Raw genomic sequence first — 16,810 nt, 5'->3', positions numbered from 1 at the left:
TTTTCAAGAGCCTGTCAGGCTGGGGTGATCTTCTTGCGGATGCCGAGTTTCTTCATCTTCGAATGGAGCGTGGTGGGCTTGAGGCCCAGCTGGCAGGCTGCGCCGCCCTCCCCGCCCACCTTCCAACTGCATCGTTCGAGGGCCTTGATGATATAGGCCCTTTCCATCTCTTCGAGGGTCATGCTGCCCGGCAATCCCCCTTCCTCATCCGCGGGGGCCTGGAAGCTCGGAAGCATCAGGGAACTGCCCTCGCTGAGGATGACCGCCCGCTCGATGACATGGCGCAATTCACGGACGTTTCCCGGCCAGGGGTAGTCCGTGAGGTCCTTCATCCTGCCTTTGGAAACGCCGCGGATGTCTTTCCCCAGGCCCTTCTTGTACATTTCGAGGAAGTGAAGAACGAGCAGCGGGATGTCCTCCCGGCGCTCCCTCAGCGGAGGGACCTGGATGGGGAATACATTCAGGCGGTAATAGAGGTCCGATCGGAATCCGCCCTCCGCCACCAGGGCATGGAGAGGCCGATTGGTCGCGGCGATCAACCGAAAATCCGCCTTCAGCAGACTCGAGCCGCCGACTCTCTCGAACTCTTTGCCCTCCAGGACCCTCAGGAGTTTGGCCTGGATGTCGAGGGAGAGGTTCTGGATATCGTCCAGAAAGAGCGTTCCGCCCTGGGCGAGTTCGAAACGGCCCAGGCGCGACCGCAGGGCCCCGGTGAACGCCCCCTTCTCATGCCCGAAGAGCTCGCTTTCGATCAGCCCTTCGGAGAGCGATGCGACATTCACGACGATGAACGCTCCGCTGGAACGCTTGCTCAGCCGGTGAATGCCCCGGGCCACCAGTTCCTTTCCCACCCCGGTCTCCCCGGTGATTAGGACCGTGGAGTCCATCGGCGCGACCTTCTGCATCTGCTGCTGGACGAGGCCGATCGCTTTCGAACAGCCCACCATCGACTTCAGCTGGGGGGACACCTCGGAGTCCATGCGGTAGTACCGCGTCTCTTCCTCGAGCCGGTCTTTCAGCGCGGCGATCTTCTCATAGGCCTGGACATTGTCCAGGGCCACCGCCATCTGGGTGCTGATGGCACGAAGCAGAGGCAGGTCGTTTTTGAGCGATTCCGGAGTCACTTTGGCCGCCAGGTACAGGGCCCCCAGAACGCGATCCTGCAAAATGACCGGGCAGCAGATCATCCAGTTGACCCGCAATGCCTGGGGGAGACTGGATTCCTCAGACCCGACCGTCTTCTTGACGACTTCTTTTCCCGTCCGGGCCACCTCTTCGATCTCCTGCAGATAGGGCCGGAAACGATCCGATTGGAGCATCGGCAGATCCAGATTGCGGCTGGCTACGAGTTCCAGGCGGCCGTCTTCCCCGTTCAAAAAGAAGCCCCCCCGCTCGGCGAACGTAAAGCGCATCGTGAGCTGGATGACGATCTGCAGCAGCCTCTTCTTGTCTCTGACCGTCCCCAGCACGTTGGTAATCTCGACAATCGTGTTCACCAGAAGCTCCTCGTGGGTCTTTTCTTCGAGGTGCCGTTTCAGATCCTCGGGGAAAAGGGCGATGTTCGACCGGGCCATGGCCTCCCACGCTTCTTCGAGCAGACGCCTCGCCCTCTCGGTCGCCCCCTCTCCGATCAGCACGCGCGCCAGGGCGATCTGGGTCCTTGCCAACTCCAGTCGGGCCCCCGAGCGCTGCAGCAACTCGAGGCTTTTCTCGTAATCCGCTTTGACGCGGTCCGCCGGTTGAGAGGTCCGTTCGCCCCTCTGCCCTTTGAAGCGGTGGGCCACGCCCCTCATGAAGATGTCCGGCCACTCGGCCAACCGTTCCAGTTCGGACGTCAGACTCATTTCGGGATTGGCCAGTCCTGCGATGTCGAGACCTTCGAGATATTCCATCACCCAGCCGCCCCGATGATGAGGGCGGCCGTACTGCTTGAGCAGTTGGCAGCCACGGATATGTTCTCGCAAGCACGCTTCGAGATCCCCGCGGCAGAAAGCCACGTAACCGACGCACCAATGCGTCGCCCAGAGGATGGACGGGCCCGCAACGCCCTCCGGCAGGCTGAGGATCTTGTCGAGATAGACCTGCGCCTCCGAGATCCGCCGGGCCTCCAGCAGCGTAAAAACCATCATGAGGTCGGCAAAGATGCCGATATCTGTCAGGCGATGCTCTTTCGCCTTGATCCGGACCATTTCAATGAGACCAAGGCCCCGGGAGGTCTGCCCGCACACCCCGTAGCACCAGCCGAGGGTCGTGCAGCCCCTGAGCGTGGCCTCATCCAGGGAAAAATCCTCCAGATCGCCGATGACCTCCTCGTACCTTCGCACCGCTTCGGCCACCAGCCCCTGCCGGAAAAGGAAATCGCTGGTCATGAGCGCCGCCTTTTTCAGAAGTTTTTCCTCTCCCAGCGTTTGCGCATTTTCCCAGGCCTGCTCCAAATGGCGGGCAGCCTTATCGTAAAAGCCCTCCTTTTCGAGGGTTTTTCCCAAGGCCAACTGGACGGTCAGAAGCTGCCCCCGATCATGGATTTCCTCGGCAAAGAGCCGGGCCTTTTCGAGGAAGGCCCTCTGCTCGGGCAGGAAAAGCATGTGCCCGTATGCAGCCGTGACCCCGACCGAGGCCTCGATATACAGCTGCTTTTCCGCGAGAGATTCCATGCGGCCCGCCTCTCTCTCGAGGATCGCCCGGTAATAGGACAGGGCCTCTGCATGCATCTCCTTTTTCTGGCAATAAACCGCCGCAGCCAGAAAATAATCCAGCCTGACAGGCGCAACCGCCGCCGTTCTGTGCAGATGCGCCAGCGTCAGGCACCGGCCCTCTCCTTCTGCGCCTTCCCCTTCGTAATAGTCGATGAGCTTTCGGGCGCCGGCCTCCAGATCCTTCCGGGGCATCTGCTCCAGGATGAACCTCGCGATTCCGCCGTCGGAGAGCGCGTAAAATCCCTTTCTCGAAGAGGCATTCGATAACAGGAAATCCAGTTCCGTGATCTCTTCGAGGATCTGCAGTATATCCACCGCCTTCCATCCGCTCGCCGCTATCAATGCATCGAGGGGGAGCGGGTGCGGGACCATCGCCAGGAAAGCCAGGATCTCTTTTTGTCTTGCATCCAGCCGCTCCCACCATTCGTGGTTGTCCATCCGGCGCCTCTGACATGGGTATGCAGGTTCACAGAGCAAAACATCAAACGGATCATTTTCCCAATTTTTCGTATAACTACTATATATCGTATCAATACTATTCCGTCAAACCGAATCGTATTTTTTTAAATATAGTAAAAACAGTTTGTTATCATTAATACACCCCATGGTATGCACTTTGCAGATCACTTTTGAATACAATTCATAGGGCCGATTTCGGACACCGGTGCTGATTTTTTCTTTCCAGACATGATTTCACAAAGATTCAGCCCAGCTCATTCAAGGAAGTGGCAGCATGATCCAGCGGGAAGCCGCCTTCGGATCGATCCGGCTTTCGGCGCAATCGAGGGAGGGGAAGCATGTCAACGGAAAAACGGATCTTCTGGTTTGAGGAGTTGGAGGAGAAGCACAACGACATCGTAGGGAAGAAATGCGCGAACCTCGGACAGATGGTCCATCTTGGGATGCCCGTGCCGCCGGGGTTTGCCATCTCCATCGAGATGTACCGAAGGTTTTTGGATCTCAGCGGTGCCTCTAAGGAGATGCGGATCTATGCCGAAGACCTGGGGGATCTCAAGGGGGTGGGGATCGGAACCTTCGACGAGGTGAGCCGGAGGCTCCAGGACATCATCGAGGAAAAGGACGTGCCCGCAGAGGTGCGGGATCCGATCCTGCGCTATTACGAAGAGCTCTGCGAACGGCTGGGCATGCCGGATGCCGCGGTCTCCGTCCGGAGCGCCGGAACGGAGAGCCGTCCGGGGATGTTCGAAACCTATCTGAACGTCATCGGCGCCACGGACCTGCTGGACAAGATCAAGAAGGTGTGGGCCAGCGCCTACACCCCGCGGGCCGTAGCGTTCCGCGTCAACAAGGGCTTCCCTCTGATCGGCGATGAGCTGGGCGTGGCCGTCCCCAAGATGGTGAATTCGAGGTCCTCGGGTGTGAGCTTCACCGTCGATCCCGTGACGGGGGACGACACGCGGATCATCCTCGAGGCCAACTGGGGCCTCGGCGAAGGGGTCGTCAGCGGCTCGGGCAGCGTCGACGGTTTCGTGGTCGAAAAGGAGACCCTCGCGATCGTGAACCGGCACATCGGCCAGAAGACCCGCTGCGTCGTCAACAGGGAAAAGGGCGCCGAGTGGGTGGATGTCCCGGAGAAAATGCAGCGCATCCCGTGCCTGGCCGACGAGGAGGTCCTCGAGATCGTCAAAACGGGGATCACCGTGGAAAAACGGCTCGGCTGCCCCCAGGATATGGAATGGGCGGTCGACGGCGATCTCCCCTTCCCGAAAAACCTCTTCTGGCTCCAAACACGCCCCGCCAAGGTGCAGGTGAAGAAACCCGTCTCGACCACGGATCAGATCATCGACCTCCTGGCGAAACGCTATCAGTGAAAATGGGCCTGTCGACAGATGGCATGCGGCTCGAACCCCTGGGATGAACAATCAACGATAAAAGGAGAACAGATCATGGGAGAAAACATCGGAGGAAGAACCGCTTTATGGGATGCGCTGCCCGGCTATGACCTGATCGAAGAGGTCGATCTCCCTGAGATGCATTCCTGGTTTCTGGATGCCACCCACAGCGTCCCTCCCTGGACCCCGCTCTTCGGCTGGTATTGGATCCGCTTCTGCTGCCACGGGATGAAGGTCGTCTGCGACGAACTGAGCATCCCCACCTGCAAAGGCTGGGAAATGCGGTACCGGGACGGGGGATCCTACAATGCCTTCCATATCGTCCGGGACAAAAAGGAGATCGCGGAGCGGGCCGTGAAATTCCGTCAGGCCCTTCGCCCCTGGATCGACAATTTCGACGGCCTCTGGGAATCCGGCAAACGGGAACTGCTCGGCATGTATGACAAGCTCAAGGCGGTCGATATGGAGAATGCCTCCCATGTCGAGCTCTACCGACACAATTACGACCTGATGAACACCTATCGCCGGATGTTCGAGATCCATTTCCTCGGGATGTATTCGTCCTACAGCGCCTGGCTGCTCCTCGAGGACCTCTGCAAAGAGCGCTTCGGGATGAAGGACCAGGACCCGGAGTTCCAGGACATGCTGCGGGGCTTCAACAACAAGGTCTACGAGATGGACAAGAGCCTCTGGGACTTCTCGCAGTTGGCCGTTGACATGGGACTCAAGGATGTCTTCGTGCAAAACAAGCCTGACGACCTTCGCGCCAAGCTGGAAATGTCTGAAAAGGGGCGCGAATGGTTCCGGAAATTCATGCACTACCTCGAGACGGACGAGGTCGGGGGGTGGCGCATGAGGCGGATGAACGACCTGACCGAGCCCTATTGGCTGGAGGATCCCTGTACACCCCTCGGGGTCATCCGGAATCACGTCCAGAAGGAGACCGCCGATGTCTTCGGCAATGTGCATGCGGAGTTGAGCAAAAACCGTGAAGCAGCCGTCGCCCGGTTTCTCCAAAGGGTTCCGCCCCCCGAAAGGCCTTTTTTCGAAGGGCTGATCAACCTGGCGGGCAAGGCCAGCTCTTACAGCGAAGAGCACGACCTCTACTGCGAACTGATCTCCCATGCCCTTCTGCGCCGCGGTTATCTGGGGATGGGGCGGAGGCTCGCCAAGAGCGGAACCATCGATCAGCCGGATGACATCTTCATGCTGAACCCGGACGAGATCGACCGGGTCCTGATGGTTCCGGACCGGCATGACCTCAGGTTCATCACCCGGAGGCGCCGGGCGGAATGGCTGGAATGGCACAACCGGCCCAATCCCCCGGTCATCACCGACCGCTCCGGCATGGAAGAGGCCGTCGCCATGGATCTTCTGCCATCGATGGACGCCGTCGCCATGAAGATCGTCGTGGGCGAGCTGCCCGAGCACAAACCCGAGTTGGGGGCGGACATGTTCGGCATCTGCGGATGCGCCGGTGAGATCGAGGGCCCGGCCCGCGTCGTGATCAATTACGAAGACCTGAAGGACGTTCAGCCGGGCGATATTCTCGTCTGCCCCGGGACGAACCCCGCCTGGACACCGGTCTACGGGATGGTGGCGGCGGTCGTCGCCGACAGGGGCGGCACCTTGTCCCACGCGGCCATCATCGGCCGTGAATACGGCGTCCCGACCATCGTCAACACCTTCGAAGGAACCGCGAAGATCAAGACCGGGCAAAGGCTGCGAATCCATGCGGCGGAAGGGGCCATCTTCATCCTCGACAAGTGACCCCACGGTCGCAATCGCCTGCTGAAAAGGAAAAAATCGCTGCGGGGGTCTTCGCCCCCTATGCGCCTCATGTGTAGCAGTGTTTAGAGTATCTATCCGGGAAAGAGCATCCAGCACGACAACGTTTCCAGTCCGGAAATGATTTCCCGGCACAACCCAGTCTCCAATCCGGAAAGGAGGATTTTTTGCCAATATCAAGAAAATCAACCGTTTGCCCGGAGGCGACCTTTAGATCAACGCACAGGCAACCGCGCAGATTGACGCCGAGATTGGCAAAAAAGACCCTTTCCGGACGGAAACTACTTAAGGAGCGAGGCCATGATGAACGCGGATAGTCCGGTAAGAGGTAAACGGATCCTGATTGTGGATGACGAACCGGATGTATTGGAAACGGTCCGGGAAATTCTCGATGTCTGTGTGGTCGATCAGGCTGCTGACTTTGACTCCGCTATGGACTGTCTTTCGATTCAACCTTATGACGCGGTGGTATTGGATATTCAGGGGGTCAGGGGGTTCGATCTGCTGAAATTCTCCGTTTCAAAGGGCTTTCCGACACTCATGCTGACCGCCCATGCAGCTACTCTCGAATCCTTGAAAAACTCGATCAACCTCGGCGCGGCAGGCTTCCTCCCCAAAGAGTACATGATGGAGTTGAAAGAGCTGCTGGAGGAAGTCATGGGCGGAGGCGGCAAGCGCTTCTGGTGGATGAAAACGCTGGATCGAACGGACGCGTTCTTTACAGAACGCTACGGCTCCGATTGGAAGGAAAAGGATGCCTTTTTCAAGGAATTCCATGCATCCCTCCAAAAAGAGGACAAAAAACCTCGAGAATGAATCCTCTCGCCCCCTCCCACAAAGCGGCCGGGCTGACCCCCGGATACCGTCGGACTGCGACGAGACGACATGCCCTGCCAAAGGAGATGCGATATGAGTGATGTCCTGATTCTGGGAGAAATAGCGGACTGCTTCGCGGCCAGGGCGTGAAAACCGGGCGGAAACCATCAGTGTCTTTCCGGAAATGATTTCCCGGCAGAACCCAGTTTCCAATTCGGCAATGAGGATTTTTTGCCAATATCAAGGAAATCAAGCGTTTCTGCGGAGGCGACCTTTAGGTCGCCGCACAAGCAAACGTGCAGATTGACGCCGAGATTGGCAAAAAAGACCATTTTCGGATGGACACCATCTATAAATATTTCAACAGGGAGAGGAGGTACCTCCAGTGGCGGATAAATCATTCGATGCGGTGGTCATCGGGGGCGGACATCACGGCACCATCATCGCCCCCTACCTGGCGAAGGCAGGGTTGAGCGTGGGGGTTTTCGAACGTCTGGATCATTTAGGCGGGGGCGCCGTCTCGGAAGACGGGCCCGCGCCGGGCTTCAGGATGAACTTCTGCGCCCACTTCACGCGCTTCTTCGGGCATCCCGCCTACAAGGAATTCAATCTCCGGGACGAGGGCCTGGAGTATGTGTTTCCCGACACCAACGAGGCGATCGTCTTCGATGACGACACGTCCTATCTGGGATACGCCGCCTGGCGGGTCGTGGATCCCAAGACCGGCCGGGTGGAGTTCAGCGAAAAAAACGTCCAGAAGACCTACGAGCAAATTCGCCGGTTTTCCAAGAACGATGCGGAAACCTATCTCCGCCTGACAGAGCTGTACAAGGAGAAGTGGCGGCCGGCCTTCAAGAAATACCGCTACTCGTCCCCGACACCCTGGGGGACTCCGGATGCCCTCGAGGCCCTCTTTTCGGACCCTTCGAGCGGACTGGACCCATCGATGCAGTTCATGAACTGCAAGCAGTTCGCCCGCTATTTTTTTGAAAGTCCGGAGCTCAGGATCCTGATGCTGAGGGGGTTTCTCACGTCGGGGGGGATCTTTCCGGACGACATTCCGGGGCTCGGCCTCATGATCGCGACGATCCACCTCGCCCTAGGCTGGGAGTCCGCGGCGATCGCCAAGGGCGGCACCCAGTCCATCACCGACGCCCTGGTTTCGGCGGGGAAAAAGCTCGGGGTCGAGTATTTCATCAACTCGGAGATCAAGGGGATCAAGATCGAAAACGGCAAGGCCAAGGGGGTGGTCCTGGCCGACGGGACCGAGATCGAGGCCAGAAAGATGGTGGTGGGGGACGTCGGGACGCCGCAGCTCTTCGCCCGTCTGGTCGGTGAGGAGCACACCAACCCCGAGATGAAGCGCAGGCTCGACACCAATTTATACGACCGGGGCCACGTCTGGTGGGGAACGATCGGCGTACACGAGCTTCCCCAATACAAGGCGGCCAAGGACAATCCGGACCTCAACGCCACCCCGCGGACCTACTGGGCCCCCAAGGATCTGGCTTACATGGAAAACAAGTACATGCACGAGATCTTCCTCCTCGGCATGAGCAGCAAGCTCTTCTGCCTGTCGGCGCCCGACAGCATCTGGGACCCGACCCGCGCCCCGGAGGGAAAGCACTCCGTCCTGTTCGAGGAATACACCTGCCCAACCCCGTTCTTCTCCAGGCGTGAATGGCGTCAGCTGGGCAATGAGTTCATGGAGGAACTCATGCAGCAGTGGAGGAAGTACGCCCCCAATATGAAGAAGGACAATATCGTCGCCTCCCGGATCATCACGCCCGTCGACGTTCAGGAAACCCACCTGGATATGCGGGACGGGTCCTGGAGCGAGGGGAGCATGTCGGGTTCGCAGAACGGGCGGTTCAGAGGGATGCCCGGCGGATTCCGGACGTTTATCGACAACCTCTACATGTGCTCCTCCTCCATCGTCGGAGGGGGCGGAATCGGGCGCGGGTCCAGCTACAACTGCTACAAGGTGATCGCAGAGGATTATGGACTGCGGGAGCCCGAGTAGCCGCCCTTCGGGTGCAGCCACATACCTGTCAAAGCCGGCCATGGAGGAGCGGTATGCCTACGACAAAGCAGCTTTTCGATCTGTCCGGGAAGACGGCCCTGGTAACGGGAGCCAGTTCAGGCTTCGGGCGGAGCTTCGCGCTGACCCTGGCGGAGGCCGGTGCCGATGTCGTCATATCGGCCCGGAATCCGGAGCGTCTCACCGAGACGGAAGACCTCTTGAAAGCGACGGGCAGACGCGTACTCAAGATCTTCGGTGATATGTCCGTTCCGGAGGATGTCTCCCGGATGATCGACGAGGCCGTCTCCGTCTTCGGCCATCTCGACATTGCGGTCAACAACGCCGGGCTTCTCACCCGGCCGGTCCGCTTCCATGAAATGACCCTCGAGGACTGGAACCAGGTTATCTCGGTGAATCTGACCGGGGTCTTCCTGTGCATGCAGCAGGAGATCGGCCGGATGCTGCACCAGCAAGCGGGGGGCAGCATCATCAACATCTCCTCGGTCCTCGGCCTGGTGGGGCTGGACGCCGACCTGAACCCGCGCGTGAACTACATCGCCTCCAAGCACGGGGTGATCGGCCTGACCCGCCAGGCCGCAGTGGAATATGCGGACCGCGGAATCCGGGTCAATGCCATGGCGCCGGCCTGGCATTCGGGCACCTCCCTCGCCAAGGCGCGCTCGGACATACAGACCGAGCAGGAGCAGGCGGAGCGGGAAATGCGGATGCTCGCCCGCACCCCGATGAAACGGCGCGGCCGGTTGGAGGAGCTTCAAGGGATGCTGCTCTTCCTGGCCTCCGACGCCTCGACTTACACGACCGGCCAGGTTTTCGCATCGGACGGCGGATGGACGGCCCATTGAAGGATTGCGGACGATCGTGGCGGCTGGACCGATAAGAGGCTTATGGCCGTTCGTTGGGACCGGGTTTTCGGCAGCGGAGCCGCCAAAGGAACGGTCCGACAGCAAGTAGAACCCGGAGGTGAATTCGCGCAGCCGGTCGAAACGGTGCGGAACGGTCCGACAGCGAGTCGAACCTGGAGGCTATCCCTGATGCTCCCGCGATGAAAGGGGATCCTATATTGTCCGCTTGTCATCCCCATTGCTGCCCTGAGACCCCTGCGATGAGAGAGGATTCCCCCATGAAGAAGATCGTATTTGTCTGCAGCGTCAATCGCTGGCGAAGTCCGATGGCGGAATATCTCTTCCGGGATATCCTTGAAAAAAGAGGCCGCGATCTCCTGAGCCGGATCGACGTCTCATCCGCCGGCATCGTGCCGCGGAAGGAAGAGGAAGCCCTCTTTGCACAGGGGCTGACCCTGCCCGAACCCCTGTTCGGATACCGGCCGCTCGCCTGTGTGATGTTCTATCTGATGCAGCGCGGCATCGATTCTTTCAAGCACCGGTCGCGGCCGTTGAACAGCCGGATCATCGAAGAAGCCGACCTGGTCATGGGCGTCGTGCGGAAACACAAAGAAGCCGTGCTCGAAGCCTATCCGCATGCCGAACAAAAGACTTTCTGCCTGGAGGATTTTTCGACCCCCTTCACCCTCCCTGAAATCGCCAACGAACCCCCCGGTCTGATGCCCCCGGACACCTTCTGCATGCTCGAGTGCGATCACTGGGAATTCACGGATCAGGTCATAGAGATGATCGAGGCGAGGCTGAATGAGGCGTCTCCACGCATCCTGGACTTTCTCGGGGTTCGGAGAGAAGCTGGATCGGATCTTTGAATCCTCTCATGGGGAAGGCCCTCTTTCCGGCAAAAAACGAGAGAGGAGAAAGCGTTCGCCAACAGGGGCAGTCCGCATACGGGTTCAGTCGTCATGCTCGCTCTGCCTGGCTTGCACGCACCGAAAGCCTGTGGTCGATGAGGCGCTTTGCTCATCCGAGTTCAACCCCCTTGAGCGGCCGACTGCGGTGCAGCAGGATGCATTTCAGTCTTGAAGGATGTCCTCTAGGGATTCTGTTTTGAGATGAAGGTCTTTTTGGGTAGAATCATCCGCAGCCAGGCAGGGGGATCGACATGGGTCGTCCGACACCTTGCGATCCTGAGAGGAAGGGTTTCCACCTCGGGCAGCAACCCCCCTACACTATCTTGTCGCGAACGGAAGAACCTCATCCGGCTGCCGGCTCGGATTGCGAGCGCCGGGTGGAATCCTGGCTTTTGGAAGGTGAATCTTGCCGGTTTTCCGGCAAACGGGAGGTCGTGAAATGGCGGATCCTCAGGTTTTCGATGTCGTCGTAGTGGGCGCCGGCCCCGGCGGTGCAGCGGCTGCGAAACGGTGCGCTGAAAAAGGGTTGAACACGCTGCTGATCGAAAAAAAACGGCTTCCCCGCGACAAGGTCTGCTCGGGGATGGTCATGGGGCGGTGGGCCGCACAGACCATCGAGCAGGAGTTCGGCGTCATCCCCCGTTCCGTGTTGACCGAGCCGCCCCTGCTCGCCGGACATCGCTTTTATGTAGGCGAGGAGGAACCGACGGAGCTGAAATGGCCCACCGCCCTCTCCTGGCGGAAGGATCTGGATTTCTGGCTGGTCCAGGGAGCGCTCACTTGCGGCGTGCAGCTGAAGGACGAGGTGCGCGTGGCCTGCATGGAACGGGAAAAAGCGGGTTGCCGCATCCTCCTCGAAAAAGAAGGCCTCAAGGAGACCCTCCGGGCGCGCTGCGTCATCGGCGCCGACGGGGCCGTCTCCATCGTGCGCAGATCCCTCTTCCCCGAACTGAAGGTTCGATTCTCGGGCCCCATCCGGGAATGCTACGCGGGCGAACTCGGCCTGGAAAAAGACGTCTTCCACTGGTTTTTCCCGAAGGGACAGGCCCGCCCGCGCTTCAACGTCAATCACAAGGGGGATGTGTTCCTGATCGAGGGCTCCGGCCTCCGCGAGCTTCGGAAGGAGATCGACGAGATCCTCTCGGCCCATGGCTTCAAGCCGGGCAGCGAACCCCTGTGGAAGGACGGCTGCAGCATCGCGCTGCTTCACGAACCGCTCCTTGCGGGGCGGTTCGCGCCCGCCCTCGAAAATGTCCTGCTGGTAGGGGATGCCGGGGGGCTTATCCTGCCCATCACCTATGAAGGGATCGGCTCGGCGCTCAAGAGCGGCCTTCTGGCGGCCGATGCCGTCATCGAGCATTTCGAACAGCCCGACAAGATTGCACCTGCTTACCTGAAAAGCCTCAAACCGCTGCTCGATGTCATTGGGCGCCTCCTGGCCCTGCAGTCAGGGCTCAAGATCGCCGCCGAAGCGGGCCCCCGATTCCTGGCGCGCGCGCTCGCCGACGCCTATGAGGAAACGCTCACCATACAGGAGCGATTTTTGTAGAAAGAGCAACACGCAGCCTTCCCTGTTTCAGGTGTTTCTCGGTCCCCAAATCCCTCCGCCTGAAAACAGGCCTGAAGCACCCTGCGTTTATGCACTCTTTTGTGTGCACGCATCCCCTCGTGTGCCGCATCTTTTGGCCCCCTCAAATGAAAACCTGTCGACTCGCTCTTCCCGGAATGGAATCCGAACGCTGATCTACAGCCTCCAAAGTTTTTCCACAAAGCCGGTAAACGGCCTCCACGGCGGTCTTTCCGACCGAGGCACGGCCGCGTAGGGGATGCCCCTCCCTCTGGCGGATTTTCGTCCCACAAGCCTCCGCTTTTGCGGCCCGCAAATTGCTAATCTCTTTGTAATTCTGGGTGGAGCTTCTCTCACCACCTTCAATGCACTCAGGCATCTATGCAGAAGCATCCTATAAACCGCCTTACGGCCAACCTGGAAAGACCGAAAACGGACGGGCAATAGACCTCGCCGGGAGAAAGACTTGATCGTCCCGGCTGATGATTTCCAGATGGGTACGGCAATCAGCGGCCCTCTCCAGTATCCAGCGAAAGCGCATTGCGCCTTTCTGCGGAGGCAATAGAACGCCTGACTCCAGGGGGCCCCTCGGAACCTTCCGAAACCATCCTTCGCCAAGGCGCTCTGAGCGCTCCCCATAGCGAGCGGTTCCCTCAGGAGGTTTTCATGGCAACGAATGCTACGGCACCTTACATGGCGGCTGCCCGTCAAGGCGGCCAAATCCTGTATTCCAAACCCGCAAGCGATAAGGGAGTACCCGTCGGGACAGGAACGGGTATACGCGGATGGTTCGTCCGAAAACGTATGGGCATGTCCAACTACTTCTCGAAGCCTTCCAATCAAACGCTGCAGAAGTTTCAGCAGCAAAGAAACGCTGAACTCCGCCGCATGTTTCGCCGCGCGTTGGAAGAAGATTATAAACGAATATTAACCGAAAAAGACGTGCAAGACCTCGTTCGTCCAAAAGATACGCCCCTTACCGCTAGAGAAGTCATCAATGCCATCCAAGGAGCCAACGATCATCTCAGAAAATTCAATTTCAAGTATTTCGATCAATTAGTAAATTACATAAACAGTTGGACAATTGGCAATTTAGATAACAACAATTCGTCTGTATTATCATCAAAATTAAGTGAAGTTTTTAAAACATTCAATATTGAATTGCCGAATACCAACATTCCGAACAACAAGGCTGCAGTTCAATTATTTATAAATATCGCCAATGAGCTCTGCAAAGAGGCGACATCATCTTCGCAGAAAATACCCAGCTTTCAACACTTCATAGAAGCATCCGCTGAACGATTCAAATCACATCTTGCTGCTGTTGCAAGGCATATTTCCACCTTGCCGGAAGATCAACCAGTCCAAAGATCCTTCCTCCAGAAGATCCTTCTGCATCCAAGCATGGCAAACATCCCCGCAGCTGAAAGAGCGCTGGCCATGCAGCTCCTGACCCACAGGTACAGAACCGAGATCCTACCTGAATGGGATTCGGTCGAGAACGAGCCGCTCGGGAAAATGGCTGAAAGCGAGGAGACGCCGCTCGATCCGAACGAGGTGTTTTCACTTTTCTTCCCGAAGAAGATCGACAGGACATTTCTGAAGGTCGATGAATCCAATCTGGTTCACGCTCTTTACAGGGCCAGCGCAGAAAACCGCATCCGTCAGCAAAAGGCTCAGCGGCTCGAAGGTCTGCAGAAGACGCTTTTTCTCGCCCTAACGACCCCGGAATGGTCTCGCAGACCCGCGTCATTGGATGATTTTGAGAGATACACCGAACTCCTCGTACAGCATATCGAAACGATCACCCGGGATTATGAAAACAATCGGGATGATGAAAACCATGAGGATTTGGTCGGGAAGCCCGTATTGTCCATGCGGCGCGTCTGGAAAATCATCGCCGGAACGGAAATCCCCCCCTCCGTGAACGACTCGAATTTCGCCGCCCGTCTCGTAAACCACCCTTTCCATAAACCGGTCAGACGGCTGCCGAAAGACGCCTCGCTATTCCGCCAGATCGCTATCCCCAAAGCCGAGCAACCATTTATACCGATCGTGATGCCTTCTCACGTTGTGCGGCAGCCGGTCCAACCCCTTGACGAAGGCGAGCAACCCCCTCTACCCAGCCACGAAAATCCTTCCGTTGCCCAAGGACCCGTGCCCGGACCAAGCAATCCGAGAGACCTTCCTCTGGATGCGATAACGCAAACGACGGATCCCAACCCAAACCCGAAATCTACACCGCTCATCGGGGAACCAACGGCGATCGGAAGGCCTACAGGTGACCACTCGAATGATGACCTTGAACATCGAGAGAACGCGAATTCAATACACCTGACGCCCCCTCCGCAGCAGCATACGGTTACCGAAGAGCCTGTCGAGAAACCCGTCAATGCACAACATCTACAAGATGATACAACCCCCCGCACTCCCCCGACACGCATGGTGAAATCATCTGGAAGAACGTACGAAGCTTGGCAATCTCCCCCGATCGACTGGATTCCCCTAACCACGAAATTTTCGTTGTATCAGCCCATTTCTTTTCGACAAGAAGAATGCACCATTGTTCCAGTTATCGAACGAACAGAAGGAACCGCAACCTATACTATACCCATTTCACAAAACTTTTCCCTTTCAAATCTCATCGATGACCTGCATTATACTGAGGTAATACAGGATGGCCAGACCTGCTATATTCTGTGTGTCCTTGCAGCTTTACTGAACAAGGATTGGGGGAGGGATTTCTTAAAAGGGTTATGTCAGATATCTTCAATACCGAAAGACCGTATCACTCATTCGCAAGAAGCGCAACACCTGTCCATTCGTCTAAAACTGAAGCCTTCAAACACTCCAAATTCCTGCCAATTCACATACGATAGACATGATAAGAAGTTGCTGATTCCTTTGTTTGAATCGGTTGTTGCGGCGCATCTTCAAAAGGATCGATCTGAATGGGGAAATCCCCAAGCAGTGCTGGAAAGCCTCGGATTGGACTTTGTTTCGCTGATCGAATCGCAGGAAATCGCCGCTGAACTGCACAGATCGTTGGCTTTGGGACAACTCTCAGCAAAAAGCCAGAGCGAATTTTCGCAAGACGTGAACTTCAACATCCGTTATATGAAAAAGGCATTGCTGAGCCAAGCGAATTCCCTCCACTTTGGCACTAATGAGGAAAAGCAAAATCTTTCAACTGAGGTCCAGTACCTTTACAACAAGATGTTTGCCCGACTATTCGGCGATTCCGAGCAATCCCCTTTGCTCACGGGGGAAAGGAGCCGTCTGTGTACTCAAACTACCGAAGAGTTTCTGGAAAAGCAGGTACAGCCGGCAATCCATCAGTTTTACACGTCTCTTTTAGCGTCTGCTCAAAAAGCGCAAGGAGAACAAAACCCTTTCGCCGCCTTAAAAAACGAATCCCAAAAAACTTTGATGCTACTATTGAATATTCAAGCCAAAAAACGCGATGAGAATTTTATATCATCGTGCATTGCAGACATTATCACTTTTATAACGGATGAATTTATATTGCTTGAATATGACAATGATGAGCAACACATCAAAAATATTAAAAAGTTAAATGAAACGATAAAAGACATTATTAACAATAACCAGGATATATTTTTTGGTCATAAAAATGTTTTAAAACCTGATACAATAAATTTATTATGTGACAATATATCAACCTATCTCAAAAAGCAGCGATCGATCAGCTTCGACACACAGAAAGAATTGAACGTAATTATAAATAAATTCCTAAGGAAAACAAAAATCAAAACCGGCCTGAAAAAAAGATGTCAAGCGAATAGAAAAACATGGATCCAAAAAATTAGACGTAGCGACCAAGAACACAGCTACAATCAATTTCAACAGTTATATTTGTCAAATCTAGCATTTTTGCATGCGAACATCCTGCTATCCAAGCTCAATCAACCAACACGAGATTTTTATCAAAGCATCAAACACCTCTATATCGATGAATTCAACATTCTAAGCAGCAATTTCACAAACATTACAGGGACAAAGCTGCAGAACTTTATGTCAACTGCCATACGAACGGATTCACCCATGCTGATCTTTAGAAAGAACCACTGGATGCCGCTCATCCGCATCTTGCGCGATAAATTGATCTGCCACTCCATGCAAGGCGACTCAACTAAGCGTAACCTTTCGAAAGTAAAGTTTATAGAGGATATGCGCCTCCTGTCGGCTCAAGGTTACGAGAATGCAGCAGGGACTCCGGTGGACATAATCCAAATCAAAAAACCTCAAATGGATATAGAAAAAGAGAAATAA

9 protein-coding genes are annotated in these 16,810 nt (G+C 56.4%); 8 read left to right on the top strand and 1 reads right to left on the bottom strand.

The genetic code is table 11. The features are described from left to right. Positions 1 to 14: 14 nt before the first annotated feature. Complete coding sequence (locus H567_RS27215; protein WP_051184775.1) at positions 15 to 3,134, bottom strand: sigma-54-dependent Fis family transcriptional regulator; 3,120 nt, start codon at positions 3,132 to 3,134, stop codon at positions 15 to 17. 359 nt (positions 3,135 to 3,493) lie between these two features. Here H567_RS27215 and H567_RS0111930 point away from each other — a divergent pair, with 359 nt between their 5' ends. The 8 genes from H567_RS0111930 to H567_RS0111885 all read left to right on the top strand — a co-directional run bounded on the left by H567_RS0111930 (position 3,494) and on the right by H567_RS0111885 (position 16,810). After that, the gene (locus tag H567_RS0111930; RefSeq protein WP_084517217.1) at positions 3,494 to 4,528 is read left to right on the top strand and encodes a PEP/pyruvate-binding domain-containing protein; all 1,035 of its coding nucleotides are present in this window, start codon (positions 3,494 to 3,496) and stop codon (positions 4,526 to 4,528) included. A gap of 75 nt (positions 4,529 to 4,603) precedes the next feature. After that, positions 4,604 to 6,319 carry a PEP-utilizing enzyme gene (locus H567_RS0111925; RefSeq protein ID WP_028321574.1) on the top strand — a complete coding sequence of 572 codons (1,716 nt, stop codon included), beginning with the start codon at positions 4,604 to 4,606 and terminating at the stop codon, positions 6,317 to 6,319. A gap of 318 nt (positions 6,320 to 6,637) precedes the next feature. Beyond that, entirely contained in the window at positions 6,638 to 7,153 is a 516-nt protein-coding gene (locus tag H567_RS0111920) for a response regulator (protein ID WP_208598372.1), read from the top strand. A gap of 385 nt (positions 7,154 to 7,538) precedes the next feature. Next, a complete protein-coding gene (locus H567_RS0111910) occupies positions 7,539 to 9,176 on the top strand; it encodes a phytoene desaturase family protein (protein ID WP_028321572.1) in 1,638 nt (545 codons plus the stop codon). Between the two features lie 53 nt (positions 9,177 to 9,229). After that, entirely contained in the window at positions 9,230 to 10,039 is an 810-nt protein-coding gene (locus H567_RS0111905) for an SDR family NAD(P)-dependent oxidoreductase (protein WP_028321571.1), read from the top strand. A gap of 278 nt (positions 10,040 to 10,317) precedes the next feature. After that, positions 10,318 to 10,908: an arsenate reductase/protein-tyrosine-phosphatase family protein gene (locus tag H567_RS27210; RefSeq protein ID WP_051184774.1), complete on the top strand. Its 591-nt coding sequence runs from the start codon at positions 10,318 to 10,320 to the stop codon at positions 10,906 to 10,908. A gap of 481 nt (positions 10,909 to 11,389) precedes the next feature. Then, positions 11,390 to 12,499: an NAD(P)/FAD-dependent oxidoreductase gene (locus tag H567_RS0111890; protein ID WP_028321570.1), complete on the top strand. Its 1,110-nt coding sequence runs from the start codon at positions 11,390 to 11,392 to the stop codon at positions 12,497 to 12,499. Between the two features lie 684 nt (positions 12,500 to 13,183). Continuing rightward, entirely contained in the window at positions 13,184 to 16,810 is a 3,627-nt protein-coding gene (locus tag H567_RS0111885) for a hypothetical protein (RefSeq protein ID WP_028321569.1), read from the top strand.

The organism is Desulfatiglans anilini DSM 4660 (assembly GCF_000422285.1).
Lineage (GTDB): Bacteria > Desulfobacterota > DSM-4660 > Desulfatiglandales > Desulfatiglandaceae > Desulfatiglans > Desulfatiglans anilini.
This window is presented reverse-complemented; position numbering and strand designations above follow the sequence as displayed.

Bases quoted from the DNA above. Each gene is read 5' to 3' on its own strand.
- H567_RS27215 (WP_051184775.1), bottom strand. From the start codon at position 3,134: ATGGACAACCACGAATGGTGGGAGCGGCTGGATGCAAGACAAAAAGAG.
- H567_RS0111930 (WP_084517217.1), top strand. From the start codon at position 3,494: ATGTCAACGGAAAAACGGATCTTCTGGTTTGAGGAGTTGGAGGAGAAG.
- H567_RS0111925 (WP_028321574.1), top strand. From the start codon at position 4,604: ATGGGAGAAAACATCGGAGGAAGAACCGCTTTATGGGATGCGCTGCCC.
- H567_RS0111920 (WP_208598372.1), top strand. From the start codon at position 6,638: ATGATGAACGCGGATAGTCCGGTAAGAGGTAAACGGATCCTGATTGTG.
- H567_RS0111905 (WP_028321571.1), top strand. From the start codon at position 9,230: ATGCCTACGACAAAGCAGCTTTTCGATCTGTCCGGGAAGACGGCCCTG.
- H567_RS27210 (WP_051184774.1), top strand. From the start codon at position 10,318: ATGAAGAAGATCGTATTTGTCTGCAGCGTCAATCGCTGGCGAAGTCCG.
- H567_RS0111890 (WP_028321570.1), top strand. From the start codon at position 11,390: ATGGCGGATCCTCAGGTTTTCGATGTCGTCGTAGTGGGCGCCGGCCCC.
- H567_RS0111885 (WP_028321569.1), top strand. From the start codon at position 13,184: ATGGCAACGAATGCTACGGCACCTTACATGGCGGCTGCCCGTCAAGGC.